Raw genomic sequence first — 19,340 nt, forward strand, 5'->3', positions numbered from 1 at the left:
CGGCCTACCACGAATACACAGGAAGCCCACGAATTTCGGTTCGTGGGCTTTTTGCTTTCTGGCCTGTCTTTGACTTGAGACAGTCGGTCATATCGGTTCTCCAACAATGACGATGACAGGTCTATTTCCGCCGATGACTTCACATTGCTGGCGTCACGCGGCAGCGTCCCCGCGTTTTTTGCGTCCAACGCTTAAGCGGCCACAGCAGGCAGAGCGCCGCCGCCAGCAATAGCGGCCAATTCCCCAGCACCATGAACGGCGTCTTTCCGGCCATCAGCCGCACCCGTCCGGCCAGCACGCCGGGCTCGTTTTCCGGCAGGCGCGCCTGTATGCGGCCGTGGGCATCGATCAGCGCCGTGACCCCGGTATTCGATACCTGGATGAACCAGCGCGCGTTTTCCAGGGCGCGCATTTGGGCCACCTGCAGGTGCTGCACCGGAGCGTAGGAGCCGGCGAACCAGGCGAAGTTGGTGAGGTTCAGGATCACGTCCGCGTCGCTGGCCTGGCGCGCCAGCGCCGTCTCGAACAAATCCTCGAAGCAGATGGTCACCGCGACGCGGGCGCCATCGACCAGCAGTGGCGGCTGCCCCGGACGGCCGGGCGTCAGGCCGTTGGCCCCCATGCCGAGCCGCTCGCCGATCCAGGCGCCGCCGGCCGGCAGCGATTCGGCAAACGGCACCAGGTGCTGCTTGTCGTAGCGGTAAGGCGTGGCGTCCGTGCCGGCGCGGCGCGGGCGTAGAGCGATGGCGCTGTTCATCAGCTCGCCCGGGGCGCCAGCGCTGCCGGCCCTGTGCACGACGCTGCCGATGACGATGGTTGAACCTGTCGTGTCTGCAATATCCTGGAAGGCCAGCCCGACCGCCGGAGGCATCAGCGACCATTCGAGCGGCAAGGCGGTTTCGGGCAGCACCGTCAGCTGGCCCTCGGCCGTCGCGGCCATGTTGCCGTAGATGTTCACCGCACGCGCGAAGCCGGCGTCGGTGAACTTTTCCGACTGCGGCAGATTTCCCTGCAGCAGGCTCACTGCAAGGGTGCGTCCCGTATCCGTGCTCCAGTCGACCTGCCGCAGCAGCGCGCCGCCGGCAAGCACGAGCAGGACAGGTATTGCCGTCTCGAGCCACAAACGCAGGCCCTGGTCTGCGCGTACCTGCCAGCATGCGCATGCCAGCAGCGCCGCAATCCACGCGTTCACGAAGCCCAGCCCGACAACGCCGACGATGGGCGCGAACCCGGCCAGCGGGCCGCTGGTGTGCACATAGCCTGTCGCCAGCATCGGAAAGCCGCCGAACAGCGTCCCGCGCGCCCACTCCGCCATCGCGAATACCAGCGCCATCCGGGTGGCGGTCCATAAGCGGCCGCGCAGGCCGGGCCTGGCCGCCTGCCGGCAACGTGCGAGGAGGACGGCGGCGCAGGCCGGGAACAGGCTCAGGTAGACGACGAGCGCGGCCGTCAGCTGGAAGCTGAACAGCATGCCCGCGTCCGAGAAGCTGTCCAGCGCCGGCAATATCCACCAGAATCCCGCGCCGAACCAGCCGAGGCCGAAACAGCCGCCGATGACGAAGGCGCCGGGCCCGCGCCCGCTTACCAGCAGCATCAGGCCGGCCACGCAATACGGTGCGAACCACCACGCCTCGGCCGGCGCGAAAGCCAGTGTCAGCGCGGCGCCGAACACCAGGCCCAGGATGGACTGGAGCAGCAAGGCCCCTGCCCTCGCCCGTTTCAGGACGCGCTCGGTTGCCACGACGCTGGCCGGCAGGCGTGCGCTCACGACAGCACCAGGCACTGCCGGTGCAGGTGCGGACGGCGCCACACGACCGATTCGATGTGGTAATGCATGAAGGTCAGGAAAAAGTTAATGGCGATGAAGAGCGGAAACTCATTGATTTGAAGCGCATACGCCAGCCCGACCGATACCGTTGGCAAGATCCAGAATGCCACCGCGCGGCCCCGCCGCCCGCGCCGGTAGAGCAGGTTATGGCCGTACTGCGCATTGCGGTTGCTGTCATGGTTGAAATAGACCAGGAAGGCAGTCAGGTCATGGATGATGCGCGGGATCAGGAGGATGAAGACAGGGTAGCGCCAGGCGAAAGCGGCGAGGATCGCAGCCACCATGGCCCAGTTGCTCCACACGTAAACGACTGCGCAGCGGTCGACCGCGCGGCGCGCCAGGACCGCCGTCGGCACCAGCAGGAGCGCCAGCAGCCCCGCTCCGCCCAGCACCACGAGCGCATGCGGATCGAGGCCGCCCAGCGACGCATCAGGAAGGTTCATGTCCAGAAACAGTCCGGCGTACACGAGCACACCGAGCACGAGCATCGTCCATTTCCACAGCCGCATCCAACCCACGGGCGGCTTGTGCAGCATCGTGAAGGCGAGGCCGATCTGCTGGGTCAGCAAATGCGTGACCGTATAAAAACCGAGCCAGAGCGCGACGCTGAACGCCAGCTGTCCCGGCCCGGTCGCCGCGGCGATCGAGATCGCGCCGAAACCCAGCAATGGCCAGCAAAAGCGGCGCCGGTAATAGCCGAGGTATTCGCGGTCGGCCATCGTGAGCAGGCCGGCGATCACGTGCGGCATGCCGAACAGGATCGTCCAGGCCGGCCATTCCTCGGGCGCCACCGGCAGCACCGCCCGCCGCAGGTGGCTGCCCAGCAGCGCCTGGTCGAGCAGCATGAGGCCCACGGCAAACGGTATTACCGCATACAGGGCGAGCAGCCAGCGCCGGTCGAGCGTGTGCATCGGCAGCGCGCCGGCGGCCGCCTGCGGGTCAGCTGGCACACCCATTGCCGTGCTGCGCGATCAAGGCGTCGCTGCCGGATACGTCAGGGTGACGGGGAAGCTCGTGACGTTCTCCAACGGCGTGGTGATGGTCACTTGCGTCGAACCGGTTGCCTTGGCCGCGCCGCCCTCCACGCATTTGCCGGCGTCGGGCGTGAGCGTAATCAGGTGGCGCGTACCCTGGTCGCCGACCACGACACCATTGGTAAGGACCGGCGCTTTCGATGGCACCGCCGCCGGCAGGATGGCCGCAACCAGGTTGGTCTGGACAGTCGGCTCCAGGGCCGTATCGCTGGGCATCGGATTCCGGTTCACGTCGCTCACGCGAATCTCCACCTGCGTGGGTGCGCAGCTCGCGGTCAGCAGTTTGATCCCTTCGGCCGTGACCGGCGAGACGCTGCCGTTCTGGATGCGCGTGACGTAGGCGTGGCTACCGCTGAAGAACACACGCAGTTGGCCCGTCAGCGGCACCGTCGTATTGTCGCTGGTGGACACGGTGACCGTGGCCATGCCTGCCCTGCCCCGTGGTGCGCCGGCATCGGTGGGATAACGGGGATTCTGGCTGCGCAGCGGTACGCTGCAGCTGCCGTTGACGGTCGTACAGCCGCCACGGTCAGACGTGCCGACCGCCCCGCTGTCGGTCTGGAACACCACCGGCGTGCCATCGGCCACCGGGTTGCCGAACTGGTCGGCGAGCAGGAGCAGCAGCTCGGTCTGGATATTGTCGTACTGCCAGCCTTCGATGTTGTACGTCTCGCTGCTGAGCGAAAACGCCGCCTGGATCGGCAATCCGGTCGTCACCGTAATGCTGTCGGAAATCGTCGACAGCCCGCCGTCGAGCGTCGCCTGGACCCGTACCGCCGTCGGCTCGGTGCCCGAGGTGACGGCGGTCGAGACTTCGCCCGCCGCGTCGGTGACGTCCGTGGTCTTGCTCAGCCCGACCGCCTTGGTGGAAATCGTCGCGAACGTCACCTTCTGGTTCGCCAACGGATTGCCGAACTGGTCGACGACGCGGAACGTGACCGTCGCCGATTCGCTCCGCCCGCTGCCCCCCGAGCCCTTGATGACGATGGAACGATCGGCGGGGGCGATGGTGGCGACATCGATGGAGGCCGCATCGGGCGGACTGATCTGGAAGCTGAGCTTCGCGGTGGCACTGGAGCCGACGATCGACGCGGTGACGGTATCCGATTGTGCGCAGCCGAGGTCGCGATAGACCACCTGGGCGCGTCCGTTGATGGTGCGGACCTCGGACGCCAGCGACGCCTTGCCGGCGCTGACGCAAGGAGATGCGAGGTTGATCGACTGGGTGTCGTCGACCAGCAGCTTGCCGTCGCCGAGGACGTCGAGGGTGATGACGCCGGAACCGTAGGCCTTCAGCAGCGAGGGACTGGCCGTGGGGCTGACGACGCGCAGGCTGATGTTCGGGGCGCCGATGCTGAAGGTGGTTTCGGCCAGTACCGCCTGCTCGCCGACGGTTGCCGCCACCTTGAGCAGGCCGGCGCCGCTGGCCTGCAGCGATGGGGCCGTCAGGCGCACCGTTGCCTTGCCTTCGCTGTCGGTCAGGACCGTGCCCGCCGATGGCGCCATGGTCGCCAGGGCCGGATCGGCGCTGAATGCAACCAGGGCATTCGGGATCGGCTTGCCGGCCGCGTCCTTGAGGACGGCGGTGGCCGTCAAGGGAGCGCTCACGCTGAGGAAATTGGTCGCCGCACCCGCCCCGTTCGTGAGGGTCAACGCCAGGGTCGACCTGGCAATCGCGCCGCCATTGCCGGAACCCGGTATTTGCGAGTTGAGCCCCGGTACGGCGCCCGGAGAATTATCGCTGCCGCCGCCACAGGCGGTCAGGACGGCGACGGTCAGCAGGGACAGCGCAAGAACGCGCAGGCCGCAAGGAAAGGTAGACGGTGTCGACATAAAAGGGCTTGGTCCAGTCAATAAAATAAAAAGGAAGTGGTCGCCTGCAAAACGGTCTTGGATCAACGCAAACCAGCGAGTTCGCGCTTGATCGCCGCGATATTGCCCAGGTGCCGGCGTTGCACGTCCGCCGCCGCCTGGCGCGCACGGGCACGGGCCAGCAGTTGCTGCTCGTTGTCGAGCTCCTCGTTCAGGATGGCTTCCCGGCCGAGGTCACGCTTGCGCTGTTCGGCCCGCGAAATCCTGGGAAAGCCGGCAGCCGCCGTGCCCGCCGCCGCCGCCCGCGACGGCCGCGCCGCGGGCTGGTCCACACGCGGCCCGCTCGGGATGTTCGAGTACACGGTCACGCCGCCAGGTTCGCGCTTGGTGAAGATGCCCGCCAGGGCCGGCGCGGCGCACGCCAGGTTCAGCAGGAGCATGGCCGTGGCGAGCATCCTCATCGGCGCCTCCCGAGTGCCGGCAACAGCGGCGCCAGGCACTGGCCGACCTCGATGCCCAGCGCCGCCGCGTTGCCGCTGCGCAGCTCCAGGCAAGCCCGGGCGCGGCGTGCAACCGCGACCCGGAACGGCCCGAGTTCCGGGCAGACCGCCACCACCCTGGCGTGTTCGTCGACGAATACGGCATCGATGGCAAAGCGCATGAAAGCCGTATGGATGTTGTTGCAGGGCGTGATCAGGAGGCCGCTGTCGTCGGCCAGGCCGCGCCGGCCCAGCAGGCCGACGAGGCGCTGCGAAAAGCTGCGGGCCACCTCGACTTGTAGTCCGGGCAGCTTGATGGTCTGAGGCGCGCCCACTAGAAATTGCTTTCGATTGCAGGGGCGGTCATTCGCACCACGGCCTCCGACTCGATCATCACGCCATGCCCCATGCGACCATCCGGCAAGGGGTGCTCGAGCATACAGGGCAGGTTTTCAACAGGAGGAGGAAACAGGGGGTTCTCGGCGTAGACTGCCCAGATCGCCTTGCCGATGAGGGGCATCGCGATCTCGTAGCAATGCCGGACCCGGATCTTCAGCAGCAAGGCATCAGCCCGGGTCTGCTGCGACGCGGCGCCCACGGCTGTGTCGGTCAACAGCCCGGTAGCCGGGATGATGCGTGCTTTTCCGCCATTTGGATTGGGAACCCCGAAGTCGGTGAACGCTTTTCTTGTCGGGTTGAGGATCTTGATTTCATTGGTCGGCATGCTCGCCACGGCATAACTGTAGGCAGTGGAGCCGCTGATCACCTGCTGGAAATTCCCGCCTGAAACATCGGTCAAGCCATTCGAGCCTGCCAGGCGCAGTCCTTTGGCCACGTACAAGCCCGACAAAGCCTTGGCGAACGCTTTTTTCATCTCGCCTTTATCCCCGCCAGACGCGGCCCCGGCCCGCGCCGCGGCGAAGGTGGCGAGGTTGACCGTATTCTTGGCAACCATGAACATTCCCATCTGCAGGACAGCCATGATGAGCGTGATGGCGACGAGGAAAATAACAAAGAATTCCACGGATGCGGCGCCGTCCTGTCGGCGCGGCGCCCACGTCGACACGGGACGGCGCGCGCTCATTGCGTTCCTGCCGACGTCAGGGCCGGCGCCGGGAACAGCGCCTGGTTGACGTCGCGCATCAGCGAACGCAGGGTTGCGCGATTCGCGTCGCTCACCTGGTCGCTGGCGATGGCCTGCGCGGCCGCCACGCGGAACTCGTGCAGGTGGGTCAACGCCAGGTTGGCCTGCGCCTTGCTCATGCCCGGGTCGACCTGCAGCGCCCGCTCGAACGCGTACTGCGCCATCCGCATCTGCCTGGCCTTGATGCGCACCGTGCCCAGCCTGAACCAGGCCTGCGCGTTACGCGGACTGGCGGCCACCACGCGCTCGTACAAGGCGATCGCCTGCGGGTAGCGGCCGAGGGCGATTTCCTGTTCGGCCTGCCCGCTGAGCGTGTCCACCTCGGCCTGCGACAACTGGTCCGCCGCCGGCGCCACGGCCGGCTTCCCGGTACTGCATCCGACCAGGAAGCAGCAAGCGGCCAGGACGGCGCCGGCTGCGCGTCGTTTCAACTCCATACAACCTCTTTCACGAAAATGCATCCATCAGCTTCATCCCAATCGGGAAGCCGATGACGACGAAGGTACAAGGGAAAATACACAGGATCAGGGGGCCGAGCATCTTGACGGGCGCTTCCATCGCCAGCTTTTCGGCGCGCGCGAAGCGTTCGTTGGTGCGCTGGGTCGATTGCGCCCGCAATACCGTGCCCATGCTGGCGCCGGTCTTTTCGGCCTGGACGAGCGCGCTCACCAGCGACTGCACGGGGGGCAGGTCCAGCCGGTCTTCCAGCGAACGCAGCGCGTCGATGCGGGTACGGCCCGAACGGATCTCGCGCAGCAGGCGCGCAAAGGCGCGGCGCAGCGGATTGTCGGGCGTCTTCTCGACGCCGATGGTAATGCCGGTCGTCAGGTTGCAACCGGATTCGACGGCGAGCGTCAGCATGTCGAGGAAGTTCGGCAGGTTTTTCAGCACCTCCAGTTCGATCTGCTTCATGCGGTCACGCAGCCAGATATCCAGGTACACGAAACCGAAAGCGGCGCCGCCGAGCGGCATCATCCAGCTGTCCATGTCGAGCCACAGGCCGATCCCGAACATCAGCGCGCCGACGATCGCTGCATACACGAGCTTGGCGCTGAACCATTGCTGCGGCGACATCGCATAATCGAGCTCGGCCTTACGCAGCTTGCGGATGGTTTTTTCGCGATACTCGACCGACAGATAGGGGCTGACGTAGAAGGAAAACAGCTCGACCAGCGGCCATACCCGCGCAATCAGTTTGGGCGGCTTGTCGGCATAGGTGCGATCCTCGAACTGCACCGCGACCACCAGGCGGTAGGCGACGACCACGAGCCCGACGACCGCGAGCGCAAAGACCAGGGGTAGCAAATATTCAAACATGGCGGCTCCGGTCAGACATCGATGTTGACGATCTTGCGGATGAAGATAAACCCGATAAACTCGAGCATGAAGATCACCAGCAGCACGCCGTAGCCGAGCCAGGTACTGAAGAGCGGCGCCATCGCCTCGGGCTCCATGATGTTCAACACCCACATCAGGAACAGCGGCAGCAGGCCGACGATGATGCCCTGGATTTTTCCCTGGGACGTCAGCGCGCGGATCTTGTCCTCCATGTTCAGCTTGCGGCGCATGGTGTCGGCCAGGCGTTCGAGCGATTCGGTCAGGTTGCCGCCGACTTCACGCGCAATGCGCATGCTGGTCGTGAACATCGTGTATTCCTGCGACTCGATGCGCTTCTCCAGTTCTTCCAGCACGTCGTCGAGCGCCACGCCCATGCGCACCTTGCGCACCACGAGGCCGAATTCCTGGTTCGACGGCGACGGCAACTGCTCGGCCAGCAAGGCGAGCGCCTGCTGCAGGCTCATCCCCGAACGCAGGGCGCCGACCAGGGCGTCTAGCGTGTCCGGCAACTGGCGGATCAGGCGCGTGCGGCGCTTTTCCTTGAGCCGCTTGTGCACCAGGTTCGGGCCGAACAGGCACACTGCCGCGCCACCGACGGCCAGCAGCAGGTTGCCCGTGACCAGCATGAGCAGCAAGGGAATGAACACGGTCGCCACCACGCTGATGCGGCTCAGCACGGCGGTGTCCATGAAAATGAACATGTCCGACAGCTTCACGCTGGTCGAATCGAGCACCGTCTCGCGATAGCGCCTGGCGAACTGGCGCCCCGCCATCCACGTGGCGAAGATGAGGAACACCATGCTGAGCGCGATCCCGACCGCTACCAGGTCGGGCAGGAGCGACGGATCATCCATTTCTCAGCTGCCCACCGTTGTCGAATGCATCTGCATCCCGGGTACCGAAGATCGACAGGTCGAGCTCGACGCCGAATTCGCGCAACTCTTCGTAGAAGCTCGGCACGGCGCCGCATGGCGTGAAGTAGCCGCGAATCTTGCCGTTCTCATAAAAGCCCTGGCGCTGGAACTTGAAGAGTTCCTGCATCTGGATGACCCCGCGCTCCATGCCAGTGATCTCCGTGATGCTCGTCACCTTGCGGGTGCCGCAGGCGAAGCGGGTCTGCTGCACGATGATCTGCACGGCCGACGCAATCTGCTCGCGGATCGCCGCGACCGGCAAGTCCATGCCCGCCATCAGCACCATCGTTTCGAGACGGGACAGCATGTCGCGCGGCGAGTTGGCGTGGGCGGTCGTCAGCGAGCCGTCGTGGCCGGTGTTCATCGCCTGCAGCATGTCGAGCGCCTCGCCGCCGCGGCACTCGCCGACGACGATACGGTCCGGGCGCATCCGCAGCGAATTCTTGACCAGCTCGCGGATCGACACCTGCCCCCGCCCTTCCACGTTGGCCGGACGCGCCTCGAGCGTGACCAGGTTGTCGTGGTACAGCTTCAATTCGGCCGCATCCTCGATGGTGACGATGCGCTCGAGCGGCGGAATCAGGTTCGAAATAATGTTGAGCAAGGTGGTCTTGCCCGAACCGGTACCGCCCGAAATGACGATGTTCTTCTTCTGCTCGACGCAGATCTTCAGGAAATCCACCATCTGCTGGTCGACGGAGTCGAATTTCACCAGGTCCTCCACCTGCAGGCGGCGCTGGGCGAATTTCCTGATCGAGATCGAGGGCCCCTTCAGCGCGATCGGACGAATCACGATATTGACCCGCGAGCCGTCTTTCAGGCGCGCGTCGCACAGCGGCGACGACTCGTCGACCCGCCGTCCGATCGGCGCGACGATACGCTCGATCACGCCCATCAAGGCTTTTTCGCTACTGAAGGCGATGTCGGAACGCACCGTCTGGCCGCCGCGCTCGATGAAGATGTCCTCGACGCCGTTGACCATGATCTCGGTCACCGACGGATCGGCCAGCAGGCTTTCCAGCACCCCGAGACCGACGGCCTCGTCGAGCACGAATTTCGCCAGCTCATCGGGATCGGTCTGCGCCGGCAGCGTCATTTTCTGGATCAGCTCGCCGATCAGCCTGCTGGCCACCGTGCGCAGCTCGTCGTCGGCCATGCGGGTCACGTCCTGGCGCCGCAGGTCCAGGGTCTGGATCAATTCGTTGTGCAGCACGACGGCGTTCGTCGTCAGCGCCAGCTGATGCGCGCGCGCGGCGTCGCTGCGCTGCGGAACGCCATGCGCCACGACGGACGCAGTCGCCTGGGGCGCCGGCTGCGCCATGAACTGCGCTGCGGGCTGCGTTGCAAGCTGAAAACCGGCCGCGGTCCGGCTCGGCATCTGGACAACCGCCGCCCCGCCCTGCTGCGGCGCCGGCGGTGCGCTGGCATGCATGGTCGGCCTGGCCGGCTCGACGGGACGCTGGGTGCCGACCGCCTTGACCCGCAGCGGCTGGCCGGCAATGGTGATCACGTCGTCGGCGCGCAACGGGCCGTAGCGGACGATGCGTTCGCCATTGACGAATACGCCGGATGCACAGCCGAGGTCCGTTATGTGGACATTGTCGTCCTTGTCGAATGCCACCGCCAGTGCGCGCTTGCCGGCGCTCGGTGGCAGGGGTACCGGGCCCGCGCTGCCGAGAACGGTCGGTTCGCCGACCGTATATTCCTGCAGCTGGCCGCTGGCATTCCTGGTTTCAAACACAATCATGGCTTTACTCGGTGACAGTCAAGGGTTGGGGCATTTGGGGCGACAGGCCGCGGTCGCGGATTTTCTTCTCGAACTCGTAGAGCTTTTCGGCGTTGACATCCTTCGGCTGCGGGTTCGGATTCGGCGTGGCTTGCACGATACGCGGGGTAATGATGATCGCCACTTCGCGCGTCGAACTGCTGCTGCCCTTGTTGCGGAACAGGCCGCCGATCAGCGGCAGGCCGCCCAGTCCCGGCACTTTCTGCGTGTCGCCCGCCCTTTCATAGGAATACAGGCCGTTGAGGACGACGGTCTCGCCATCCTTCGAATTGAATTCGCTTTGCGAATGGCGCTTGAGCAGTCCGGGAATGCCCAGCACCGCCACCGAGCGGTCGATCGAACTCACTTCCACGTCGACCTTGGCGTAGATCGCGCCGGATTTATCGGTCACCGGCGTAACGTCCAGGATGATGCCGTATTCCTTGAATTCGACGGTGGTCTGGCCAAACGCACCTTGTACCGGCAGCGGAATCTCGCCGCCCGCGACGAAGCGCGCCTTGGAGCCGCTGCGGGTGGTCAGGCTCGGCGCCGCCAGCACTTCCGCCTCGCCATCCTGCACCAGCAGGTTGATCTTCGAGGTAATCAGCGATGCCAGGGTGATGAACCCTTTCGGTGGCCAGACCCTGTTCGGCAAGGGAACGTTGCTGAAGTCCAGGCCGCTTTGTTCCTCCTTGGGGACGTAGCGGTACAGGTTGTTCGAGGCAATGTCGGCCAGCACGCCGGCGTGTGGTCCGTTGATCTGTGCATCCCAGCGAATGCCCAGGTCGCGCGAACCTTTCTCGGTCAGTTCGAGCACCTTGACGTCGAGGTAGATCATCTTTTCCCAGCCCACCTTGCCGACGAAATTCACGACCTGGTCGGGATACATCTTCTGGATTGCCTGCGCGCGCTCCTGGTCGCTGTCGCTGACCATCTCCCCTTCCAGCACGATCTTGGAACCGGCGATGCGGGCCTTGACGTTATCCACGCTGCTGAGCAGCCGCTCGATATCGGCCAAGGTCTGTTTCAGGTTAGCTTCCAGCACCACCACGGTCATCTTTTGTTGCGATCCGTCCTTCAGCCACAGCTGCAGGGTGGACGTGCCGGGGCCTTCGGCGAGAACCAGCAGCTGATTGGCGGCGATGCTCGACACCGAGATCACCTTGCCATTGCCCACCACGATGCGGTTCACGGACACCGGCAGCACCCGGGCTTCCCCACTGAACAGTTCAAGCGTTTGCTCTCCTCCCGCAGCTGCCTGCGCCACCCCGCACATCGACATCCAGCACAACAAGATAAAAGTCTTCAGGTATTTCATTATTGGTTTCGGGTCAAAGGAAAATGGGTTGCTGTGTTTTTCGTGGCCGGCGCCGGCGCGGCGATACCAAGGCGGCTGCGCACGTCGAGCGCAGTGGGACCCGGTGCCGGCGTTGGCGCGCTTGCGGGCGCGGCCTGCGGGGCCACGCCATCGAGCCGAACCGTGATCGGCGGCGCCGCTTCCTGTTGAGTGCGGGAACGTACCGCGCCGCCGCCAAGACCGCCGACGTACATCTCGATGTAGGAAGCGTTGAATCGTCCCCCGCGCGCTTGCGGAGCGTCCGCCACCTTCTTGAACCTGGTCTCGTCGAGCACCATCTTCGGCAGCGACGACGTGTCTTCCGGATTACGCAGCACCGCGGTCAGCGACCCGAGGCTCTGGCCCATCAGCACCTCCTGCGCCTGGGCCGGCGTCACCTTCAGCGTGACGGTGGTGAAGTCCATGTTCACTTCCTCCGAGCCGCCCGCCTGCGTCTGCACGACGCGTTTCCGGGTGGTCTTGCCGGTCGCGATCACCTGGACCGCCTGCAGGATCGGCCGAACGTGGAGCAGCTCCTTCGGACCCGGTTCCGCCCCTGGTTGCCGGCGATACGAGTTCTCGGTATTCCCGGGTCCGGTGTAGAGCAGGTCGATCACGTCGCCCGGCACCAGCATGCCGGAAATGGAGCTCACCTCGTCGACGGGGAAGGTGATGGCGCGTTCGCCGTTGGCGACCGTGGTCGACAGCGCCGCGCGGTCGGAGCGGTCCAGCGCGCCCCGGTCGATCGGATCGCCGGCTTTCACGTCGACCACGATTTTCTGGCCGGCGACGATGTCGAGATCGTCCGGTCCCAGCGTGGTACTGGACAGATAGCGTTGAGGAATGCTGCGGGCGGCCAGGTTATCCTCGCTCAGGACGCCTCCGGCGGGGATGTCGGTGGCCGCGACGATGACCTGGCGCGTCTTGTAGTCACCGGCCAGTCGTGCTTGCGCGGCCGACAGCGAGGATCGGAGATAGTACTGCGCGCCCACGTAACAGACGATGCCCAGGACAATGGCTCCACCGAGCAACAGGGTATTTTTCGAGATTTTCAAGACGGAAAACTTTGAAGAAGAGTGTTAAAAAACCGAAACGAGAAAGCTATATCCACGGAAAAAAGACCGTACTGCACGCGCCAGGAAATCGGCTGGCGCGATATTGTTCGTCAGTGATGACGGGGTAAACAGCACGATTGCGACGACGCCGACGAGCAGCAGGTACTCGATCATGGCCTGGCCGCGTTGCGCATGCCTCCACTTTCCTGCTTCATTGGTCGTCCGGTGCCGCATTGCTGCTCCTATTGTTTGGGTTGATCGGCAATATTCATCATGACCATCGACCCGTTCTTCTCGGCGGTCAGGATGGCATCGAATTCCCTGCCCTGGCGATTGGCCGCGAAGACCAGCGTCCTGGCGTTTTTCTTCATCACGTGGCGCTCCCAACCGGCCGCTTTCAGGCTTGCTTCCAGCGCCGCGCCGGTGGCGTCGATCGAGCGCTTCGACACCGCCACGATCTGCTGGGAACTGCGGCCGTTGTCGACCGAATCGACGATCTGCACCGGCGTTACCCCGGGCGGCAGGCGGATCAGGGGCTTGGGTTCACGCGCCAGGGCGGGCGAGGTCAGCGCCACGAACCCTTCGTAGCCGCCGTTCGGGCTCGCCTTGATCTGGAAACTGCGGTGCTGGGCGCCGACCGTTTGATTCAGGACGGTCCACGGCGGCATGCTCGTGCGGGTCACCGACGTGCGATCGCGGTTCCGGTCCCAGGCCTCCTGCACCAGGTTCACCACCTGTTCGGCGGGCATGGAGGTGTGGAAGGCACGCACCGTCATCGGGATGCCATTGACCACCATCTTGTCGCCGATGTGCTGCAAGGTGATCGTGTCGGGAATGTCCTGCCAGCCCGCGCACGCGGGTGGCGCGAACAGCGCAAGGGCCAGCACGAGTGCGAGCGCCCTTGCAAGGGCATGCGATGGTTCAGGTTTCAATAGCACGGCTGGGCACCTCGGTACACCGGCCGGTTGGCGTTGCCGTTCAGCGCCGTGATCCTGTCCATCGGCACGACGTCCGGGCAGATCTGCCCCGGGTGAAAGTTCTTGAATGCAGGCTCGATCTTTCCCAAGGCCACTTTGATGAGGCTGAAAGGCCCGGTGTCGAGGAAATCGAACACGCTGCCGGGGGTGAACGCCTCGGTACGCGCCGCCACCTGTTTCGGCGAACCGGCATCCCAGTTGTCCGCGACAACCGCCGAGCTTTCCGTCAGTCTCAGGTTCATGGCGTCGAGCGGCGCCGGCATATGCGCCAGGTTGGCAATGTTCACGTTCACCGTGCCGGTAAACAGGCCGCCCTTCGGCAGCTTGTTGGCGCCGCCGGCCGCGTCGATTGCACTGACGAGGGCAAGGGTTGCGCCAACCGATTTGCCCGGCAACCCGGCGGAGGCGGTCCGCAGCGTGACGTCATTCGGCGCCTTGATCAGGCGCTTGTCGTTGGCATGGTCCATCCACATGGTCGTCTGCTGGTTCCACCCCTGCCCGTTGTTGATGCCATCGTTCGCCTTGTAGGCATCCTTGTTCCAGCTGAACAGACGGGCCCGGACCTGGCTTTGCAGCCGCGTGTCCGAATACGAGGACGGACGTACGGTACGCTCCCACGCCGCATAGCGCGCTGCCTGGATGGTCGTGGCCTGGATGTCATGAAACTTGCCGATGTACCAGATGCCCAGGAATAAGCCGATCGTCGTCAGCGCGATCACGACGAATTCCACCATGGCCTGTCCCGACTGCGATGAAGGCATGGCCGGCGGGTTTTTCAGCGCTCGCATCATTTGGCTCCCGATAGCGCAATGCGCTCCGGACTGACGGGCTTGCCGATCTGCACACTAACCGGCTCGGTCAGCACGACCATCTTGTCGGGCCCGGGAACGACGTTGCGCGCATGCAGGACGACAGGGTCGCCCGCGCCATCGCGCAGCAGACCCGCGTTCGTGTTGGCTGCGCACTGGTCCAGCGTCATGCCTCCGAGCAAGGAGGCAGATAAACAACGCATGCCAATGCCGCCGACCGTTCTGTTCTCGGTATAGGAAGCTTCGTCGGAAGCCGCTTTCGACGAATCCCACCCCGAAGGCGCTGGCGGATCCACCTCGGTATGGCCGTCGATTTCGCGCCGCTGCCCATATACCTTCCCCTCGCGCGCTACAGCTTCGGTGATGGCTGAACCAATACGCGTCTTGCAGTCTGTCTCATCCATGACGACATTGAACTCCTCATGCCGGATGAGGTAGCCGCTCCCGCTGCCGAGATAGGTACTGCGCTTCATGACGAAATCGGCCGGCAATGTCACCAGCGGCGGTGGTGGCGCAAGCTGCTGCATGGCGCGCACGCGTGCACATACGTCGTACATCTGGCGATGCGGTCGCATGTAGACATCCAGCGATTCCGGCCGCATTTGCGTGACGATGTCGTAAGACTGGGCCGCCGCATCGACAGTCTGCCGGTCGCAGGCCGCAAGGGCCGCAAACATTCCCAGGGCAGCGCCCATACAACGTACTGCTCGTCCCATCATGAACAGGTATCTTTCGTGAAAACAGTAGAGATCGGCGGAATCAGCCCCTTCCGGCCATCCACCCATGCACGCGCCAACGGGCTTTCGGTAGCCAGCGACGCCGTCCAGTAAGGGTTGAACAGGCTGGGGAACTCGCGCGCCTTGTCGGCCCGATCCTCGCGATAGGGCCGCGCAAAGCGCACGCAGGCCTCCGCCAGGGCATACACGCCGCCACCGCCGGCGTAATTGGGGTCGTGCTCGATCTGGGTGCCGTCGGCCAGGGCGGCCTTGCCATGCAATGCGCTGGTCCCGGTAGGAATATCGGCTTTGGGGACCACGACTTCCACGGAAAACGGAAGCTGCAGGTCAGCCTTCTTGTCCTTCGGGTTGCTGATGTCGTAATAGCCCTGGAAGGGGATCGCAATGCTCTTGGCGTTGGCCCGGGCGAAGAAGCTCGGGGTCATGGCGTTGGCTTCCGTGCGCGCGCGCTGACCATCGGACCGGTTCCACTTGTTCTCCTCGCCGTGCTTGCCGATCCCGGTTTTCCTGGTCGGGGCATAGCTTTGCGCGCCGCCCCAGGCCAGGGGCGTCTTGCTGGTCCATTTTCCGGCAATTTTCAGGGTCCTCAACTCGGAGGAGTCCAGGGCTTTCCAGGAATCGTAGTCGATCAGGTCGGTACCACCTTGCTTGGCTACTTCGAAGGCAGGGCTCAGCGCCAATGCGGTATTGTCGCGATTCTGGGAAAAGCCATCGCGCGAATCGAGGGTGACTGCCTTGATGCGGGCGCGGTCCTTACCTTCGTACGGCCTGGTGAATGCGATCCAGTTCGCCGTGTTAGAGGCCATCAGCTCTACGCCGGCAGGCGACATCCTGGCCTTGTTTGCTTTTGCCACCTCGGTCGCCAGTTCCTGGGCAATGATCGATCCCGAAGCGTAGAAACCATGTTGCGCCGAGTGCGCCGCCAGGTTGACCCCGCGCAGCGCCATATCCGCCATTGGCAGAAGATTGTTCATCGAGGTGCTGACCTGGTTCAGGACCTGTTTGATCTCGGTCGTTACCGTGCCCACCCAGGGAATGAACTGGGTGATCATGTTGACGTTCGCGACGAAGCGCGCAACGTACGAAATCCAGGAACGCAGGCTGACCGACTGCGCGATGGTCACTTCGTTGACCACCATGGCGCGGTTCATGTACGCCTGGAAGTTCAGGCTGCGCGCTTCCCACACGGCGCCGCTATATGCGGCGGCGTCGGCGGCATTCATTGCGCGCATCTTGGCGTTGGTAACCTGGCCGGAATTAAAAACGACCAGCATCATACCCACCATAGCAGCGACAAACCCAAGGAATAACACCAGGGTTTGTCCTCGATTTCTACTGTGGTTGAAACGCATCCGGGATCCTATGGCTTGACGCAGGAGGACGACCTGCATGACACGAAAAAGGGCGGCGCGCGCCGCCCCGGTACGTCTTATTTAGCGGTGTTCGCGTCGAAGTTTTTCAGCGTCTTCGTGTTCTTCGCTTCGTTGCCACTGTCGGTGGCAGCGGCATTGGCTGCCGCGCGGCCGGTGGTGGTGGCGCTACCGCTGAGCGCGGCAGCTGCAACGGAAGTCTGGCCGCGGACGACTTTACCGAAAGCCTGGTACACGCCGATTGCTGCGACGGCGATCAGGGCAACGATAATGATGTACTCGGTCATACCTTGACCGCGTTGACGAACGGGATTACGGGCGGCGAATTTGTTCATGAATTACTCCGGACGAAAGTTAAGAAACCAGCGAGGTGACAGCGGACGAATCTTATTCAAAACCGCCGATACAACTCAACAAAATTATTTTTCTAGCACGGGCGCAGCCGCGCCTTTTAAATAATTTTCTGCTCTGCATGATTAGTTGCATTGCCATTTCATCGCGCAAACCGCCTTTCTCCTATGACGAGCTAGCTGTCATGCCCTTTCTCGACAGGAGAAGCATGCATAAAGAATCTGTGAGAATTAGATGAAGGAAAGAAAATTTTCACATGATGAGATGTGTGTTCCTTGCGCTGGAAAATTGACAAGACAAAGGATTTGTCGTATCACGCGCGCAAGCGCGATATATATGCAAGCGATCGCGAATTGCCAGTGTTTCGTAAAATACATAGGAGCATTCCTACATAAATCCACTCTACAGTCCTACACCAGCGTTTATGCGCCATGAATAGGTAATAGAAAATCCAAGGTTATCTCGAAAAAAATCACCAAATATCACTATTCCGGTCCAGGCTGCATGGACCACAAGCATGCCGCTGCATCAAACACGGTATCAACGGCAGGCAGGATATTTAAAATGCATAAAGTGAAAATGCCCGAAAGCCGGCATGTTATCAAAATGTATAAAGAGATGATTCCATGTTATCGAAAGTTTCTTTTGTGCACTTTTAAAACAATTGGCATTATCTCCGCTGATGGCTTTTGATAACATCGGCTAAAATCTTGCAGATTTCATTTCGAAGAAAACGAACATGTCCCGATATTCCGCAGTGATCGTCCTCGCAGCCTTGAGCATGTCCCTGGCTGCTTGCAAACCCAAAGCCCCCGCACCGCAGCCGGACGCTGCTGCCTCCACCGCGGCTTCATCGCCGGAGTCGAACGCAGCAGGCGCGACCCCGACCAAGGACAGCGCGCCGGCGTCCCAGGCACAATTCGATATCGAGAAAGTCCCGGTCAGTAAAGGCGCGCTGCCGCCTTTCCCTTATCTGGAATACCCCGCAGGCATCAACGAGGAAGGCCGCTTTACGGACAAGGCGAATTTCGATTCCCTCTACGTGGTCGCGGGAAAGCAGCTCAGGAAAGTAGAGGGGCGCGTGGAGTCGCATAAGTTTTATCTGAGCGATGCGAATCTGAGCGAAGCCGAGGCACGGCGCAATTACGAAAACCTGATAGCACAGATGGGTGGGGTGAAGGTCAACGAAGCGATCCCTTCCGAGCTGGCTCCCGCCTCGAGCGAGGCGCCCGCGGCAAACGACCAGAAAACCCGTTCGGACTGGAGCATGTCTTACGACGCCTATCTGGTAAGGAAACCCGACCAGCTGGTGTGGATCGTCCTCATGTCGAGCAACAGCAACATCGGCACGCTCGTGGTGGCGGAGCAGCCCTTCAAGCAGACGGTCGCCTTTGTCACGGCCGATGCCATGCAAAGCCAACTGGCATCGGCCGGCCACGTCGCGCTGTACATCAACTTCGATACCGACAAGGCCAGTATCCGCCCGGACGGCAGGCCGGCCGTGGACGAGATCATCAAGCTGCTCGAGAAGGACCCTTCGCTGAAGCTGACCATCGAAGGCCATACGGACAACGTCGGCGATCCGGCGCACAACAAGGTCTTGTCGCAGCAGCGGGCGGACGCCGTGATGGGTTCGCTCATTGCCGCGGGCATCGCCAAGGAGCGCCTGAATGCAGTCGGCCTGGGCGATGCCAAACCGGTGGCCGCCAACAAGGACGAAGAGGGACGCGCCAGGAACCGTCGCGTCGAGCTGGTCAAGCGTACCTGAAGCGCGGGCCGACCAGGCGCCCCGGCATTGCAGAACCACCCATCACGTAAAGGAATGACATGAAACACGGTTTGACACTGGCCGCCATGATCGCTGCCATCGCCCTGCATTTTCCCGCCCACGCCGACGAGAGGATGGACGGATTGAAGAAGATGAATGTGGAGGGATGCGAGTCCGTGATCGAGCTCGACAAGACCGCACCCAAGGATCCCAAGCTGGCGAAGCCGTATTGCACCTGTGTCTACGACACCTACTTCGACAACTTCACCCAGGCGGAAAAGAACAATATGTTCCTGGGGACGCCGGCGCCGCCGAACATGCAAAAGAACCTGCAGAGCCGCCTGCAGGCTGCCCAGGCGGCGTGCCGCAAGAAGGTCGAATCCCGATCGTAACGGCCTTCGGTCATGCTGCGACAGGCAGCTTGCTCCCGCAGGCGCCGCAAGCGTTTCCGGCAATGCAGTGCTCCGGAGGCCGTTCGGCGCGACCGGTTTGACCGGGCAGCCGTCCAGGCCGGCGTCCAGCAAAAAAGGCACCATGAGCGATCATGGTGCCTTTTTGCGTTTTCATCGGCGCTGTCACCGTTACCTGTTGGTTTAATTGAACTGCCGAGCTACGGCGTGGTC

Annotated in this window: 21 protein-coding genes; 2 read left to right on the plus strand and 19 right to left on the minus strand. The window is 63.2% G+C overall.

What is annotated here, in order from left to right; all coding sequences use genetic code 11:
* Positions 1–139: 139 nt before the first annotated feature.
* The 18 genes from lnt to RT688_RS22575 all read right to left on the minus strand — a co-directional run bounded on the left by lnt (position 140) and on the right by RT688_RS22575 (position 16,933).
* Positions 140–1,768 carry an apolipoprotein N-acyltransferase gene (gene lnt / locus RT688_RS22490; RefSeq protein WP_313707062.1) on the minus strand — a complete coding sequence of 543 codons (1,629 nt, stop codon included), beginning with the start codon at positions 1,766–1,768 and terminating at the stop codon, positions 140–142.
* Positions 1,765–2,784, minus strand: coding sequence for a hypothetical protein (locus RT688_RS22495; protein WP_313707063.1), 1,020 nt, complete (start codon positions 2,782–2,784; stop codon positions 1,765–1,767). The genes lnt and RT688_RS22495 overlap by 4 nt, the downstream gene beginning before the upstream one ends.
* A 15-nt stretch (positions 2,785–2,799) precedes the next feature.
* Complete coding sequence (locus RT688_RS22500; RefSeq protein ID WP_313707064.1) at positions 2,800–4,695, minus strand: Ig-like domain-containing protein; 1,896 nt, start codon at positions 4,693–4,695, stop codon at positions 2,800–2,802.
* Positions 4,696–4,757: 62 nt separating this feature from the next.
* Positions 4,758–5,135: a hypothetical protein gene (locus RT688_RS22505; RefSeq protein WP_313707065.1), complete on the minus strand. Its 378-nt coding sequence runs from the start codon at positions 5,133–5,135 to the stop codon at positions 4,758–4,760.
* Complete coding sequence (locus tag RT688_RS22510; RefSeq protein ID WP_313707066.1) at positions 5,132–5,488, minus strand: DUF192 domain-containing protein; 357 nt, start codon at positions 5,486–5,488, stop codon at positions 5,132–5,134. The genes RT688_RS22505 and RT688_RS22510 overlap by 4 nt, the downstream gene beginning before the upstream one ends.
* Positions 5,488–6,237: a pilus assembly protein gene (locus RT688_RS22515; RefSeq protein ID WP_313707067.1), complete on the minus strand. Its 750-nt coding sequence runs from the start codon at positions 6,235–6,237 to the stop codon at positions 5,488–5,490. Before RT688_RS22515 ends, RT688_RS22510 begins: the two co-directional genes overlap by 1 nt.
* Positions 6,234–6,734 carry a tetratricopeptide repeat protein gene (locus RT688_RS22520; protein WP_313707068.1) on the minus strand — a complete coding sequence of 167 codons (501 nt, stop codon included), beginning with the start codon at positions 6,732–6,734 and terminating at the stop codon, positions 6,234–6,236. Before RT688_RS22520 ends, RT688_RS22515 begins: the two co-directional genes overlap by 4 nt.
* Positions 6,735–6,744: 10 nt before the next feature.
* Complete coding sequence (locus RT688_RS22525; protein WP_313707069.1) at positions 6,745–7,614, minus strand: type II secretion system F family protein; 870 nt, start codon at positions 7,612–7,614, stop codon at positions 6,745–6,747.
* 11 nt (positions 7,615–7,625) lie between these two features.
* A complete protein-coding gene (locus tag RT688_RS22530; RefSeq protein ID WP_313707070.1) occupies positions 7,626–8,489 on the minus strand; it encodes a type II secretion system F family protein in 864 nt (287 codons plus the stop codon).
* On the minus strand, positions 8,482–10,296 hold the full coding sequence (locus tag RT688_RS22535; protein ID WP_313707071.1) for an ATPase, T2SS/T4P/T4SS family: 1,815 nt from the start codon (positions 10,294–10,296) through the stop codon (positions 8,482–8,484). The genes RT688_RS22530 and RT688_RS22535 overlap by 8 nt, the downstream gene beginning before the upstream one ends.
* A 4-nt stretch (positions 10,297–10,300) precedes the next feature.
* Positions 10,301–11,632 carry a pilus assembly protein N-terminal domain-containing protein gene (locus tag RT688_RS22540; protein WP_313707072.1) on the minus strand — a complete coding sequence of 444 codons (1,332 nt, stop codon included), beginning with the start codon at positions 11,630–11,632 and terminating at the stop codon, positions 10,301–10,303.
* Positions 11,632–12,705 carry a Flp pilus assembly protein CpaB gene (gene cpaB / locus RT688_RS22545; RefSeq protein ID WP_313707073.1) on the minus strand — a complete coding sequence of 358 codons (1,074 nt, stop codon included), beginning with the start codon at positions 12,703–12,705 and terminating at the stop codon, positions 11,632–11,634. The genes RT688_RS22540 and cpaB overlap by 1 nt, the downstream gene beginning before the upstream one ends.
* 24 nt (positions 12,706–12,729) lie before the next feature.
* A complete protein-coding gene (locus RT688_RS22550) occupies positions 12,730–12,939 on the minus strand; it encodes a hypothetical protein (RefSeq protein WP_313707074.1) in 210 nt (69 codons plus the stop codon).
* An 8-nt stretch (positions 12,940–12,947) separates the two neighbouring features.
* On the minus strand, positions 12,948–13,592 hold the full coding sequence (locus RT688_RS22555; RefSeq protein ID WP_313707075.1) for a hypothetical protein: 645 nt from the start codon (positions 13,590–13,592) through the stop codon (positions 12,948–12,950).
* A 41-nt stretch (positions 13,593–13,633) separates the two neighbouring features.
* On the minus strand, positions 13,634–14,473 hold the full coding sequence (locus RT688_RS22560) for a hypothetical protein (protein ID WP_313707076.1): 840 nt from the start codon (positions 14,471–14,473) through the stop codon (positions 13,634–13,636).
* Positions 14,470–15,186 carry a hypothetical protein gene (locus RT688_RS22565; protein WP_313707077.1) on the minus strand — a complete coding sequence of 239 codons (717 nt, stop codon included), beginning with the start codon at positions 15,184–15,186 and terminating at the stop codon, positions 14,470–14,472. Before RT688_RS22565 ends, RT688_RS22560 begins: the two co-directional genes overlap by 4 nt.
* A gap of 20 nt (positions 15,187–15,206) precedes the next feature.
* A complete protein-coding gene (locus tag RT688_RS22570) occupies positions 15,207–16,580 on the minus strand; it encodes a pilus assembly protein TadG-related protein (protein WP_313707078.1) in 1,374 nt (457 codons plus the stop codon).
* Between the two features lie 77 nt (positions 16,581–16,657).
* Positions 16,658–16,933: a hypothetical protein gene (locus tag RT688_RS22575; protein WP_313707079.1), complete on the minus strand. Its 276-nt coding sequence runs from the start codon at positions 16,931–16,933 to the stop codon at positions 16,658–16,660.
* A gap of 755 nt (positions 16,934–17,688) precedes the next feature.
* Here RT688_RS22575 and RT688_RS22580 point away from each other — a divergent pair.
* Together RT688_RS22580 and RT688_RS22585 are read left to right on the plus strand one after the other, a co-directional pair.
* The gene (locus RT688_RS22580; RefSeq protein ID WP_313707080.1) at positions 17,689–18,717 is read left to right on the plus strand and encodes an OmpA family protein; all 1,029 of its coding nucleotides are present in this window, start codon (positions 17,689–17,691) and stop codon (positions 18,715–18,717) included.
* Positions 18,718–18,776: 59 nt separating this feature from the next.
* Positions 18,777–19,109 (plus strand): hypothetical protein, encoded by a 333-nt coding sequence (locus tag RT688_RS22585; RefSeq protein WP_313707081.1) that lies wholly within the window; start codon positions 18,777–18,779, stop codon positions 19,107–19,109.
* A gap of 10 nt (positions 19,110–19,119) precedes the next feature.
* Here the strand turns inward: RT688_RS22585 and RT688_RS22590 are convergent.
* Positions 19,120–19,340 (minus strand): hypothetical protein (locus tag RT688_RS22590; protein ID WP_313707082.1); only part of this gene is annotated, 221 nt, incomplete at its 5' end.

The organism is Massilia sp., from assembly GCF_032106685.1.
In the GTDB taxonomy this organism is placed as follows: domain Bacteria; phylum Pseudomonadota; class Gammaproteobacteria; order Burkholderiales; family Burkholderiaceae_D; genus Telluria.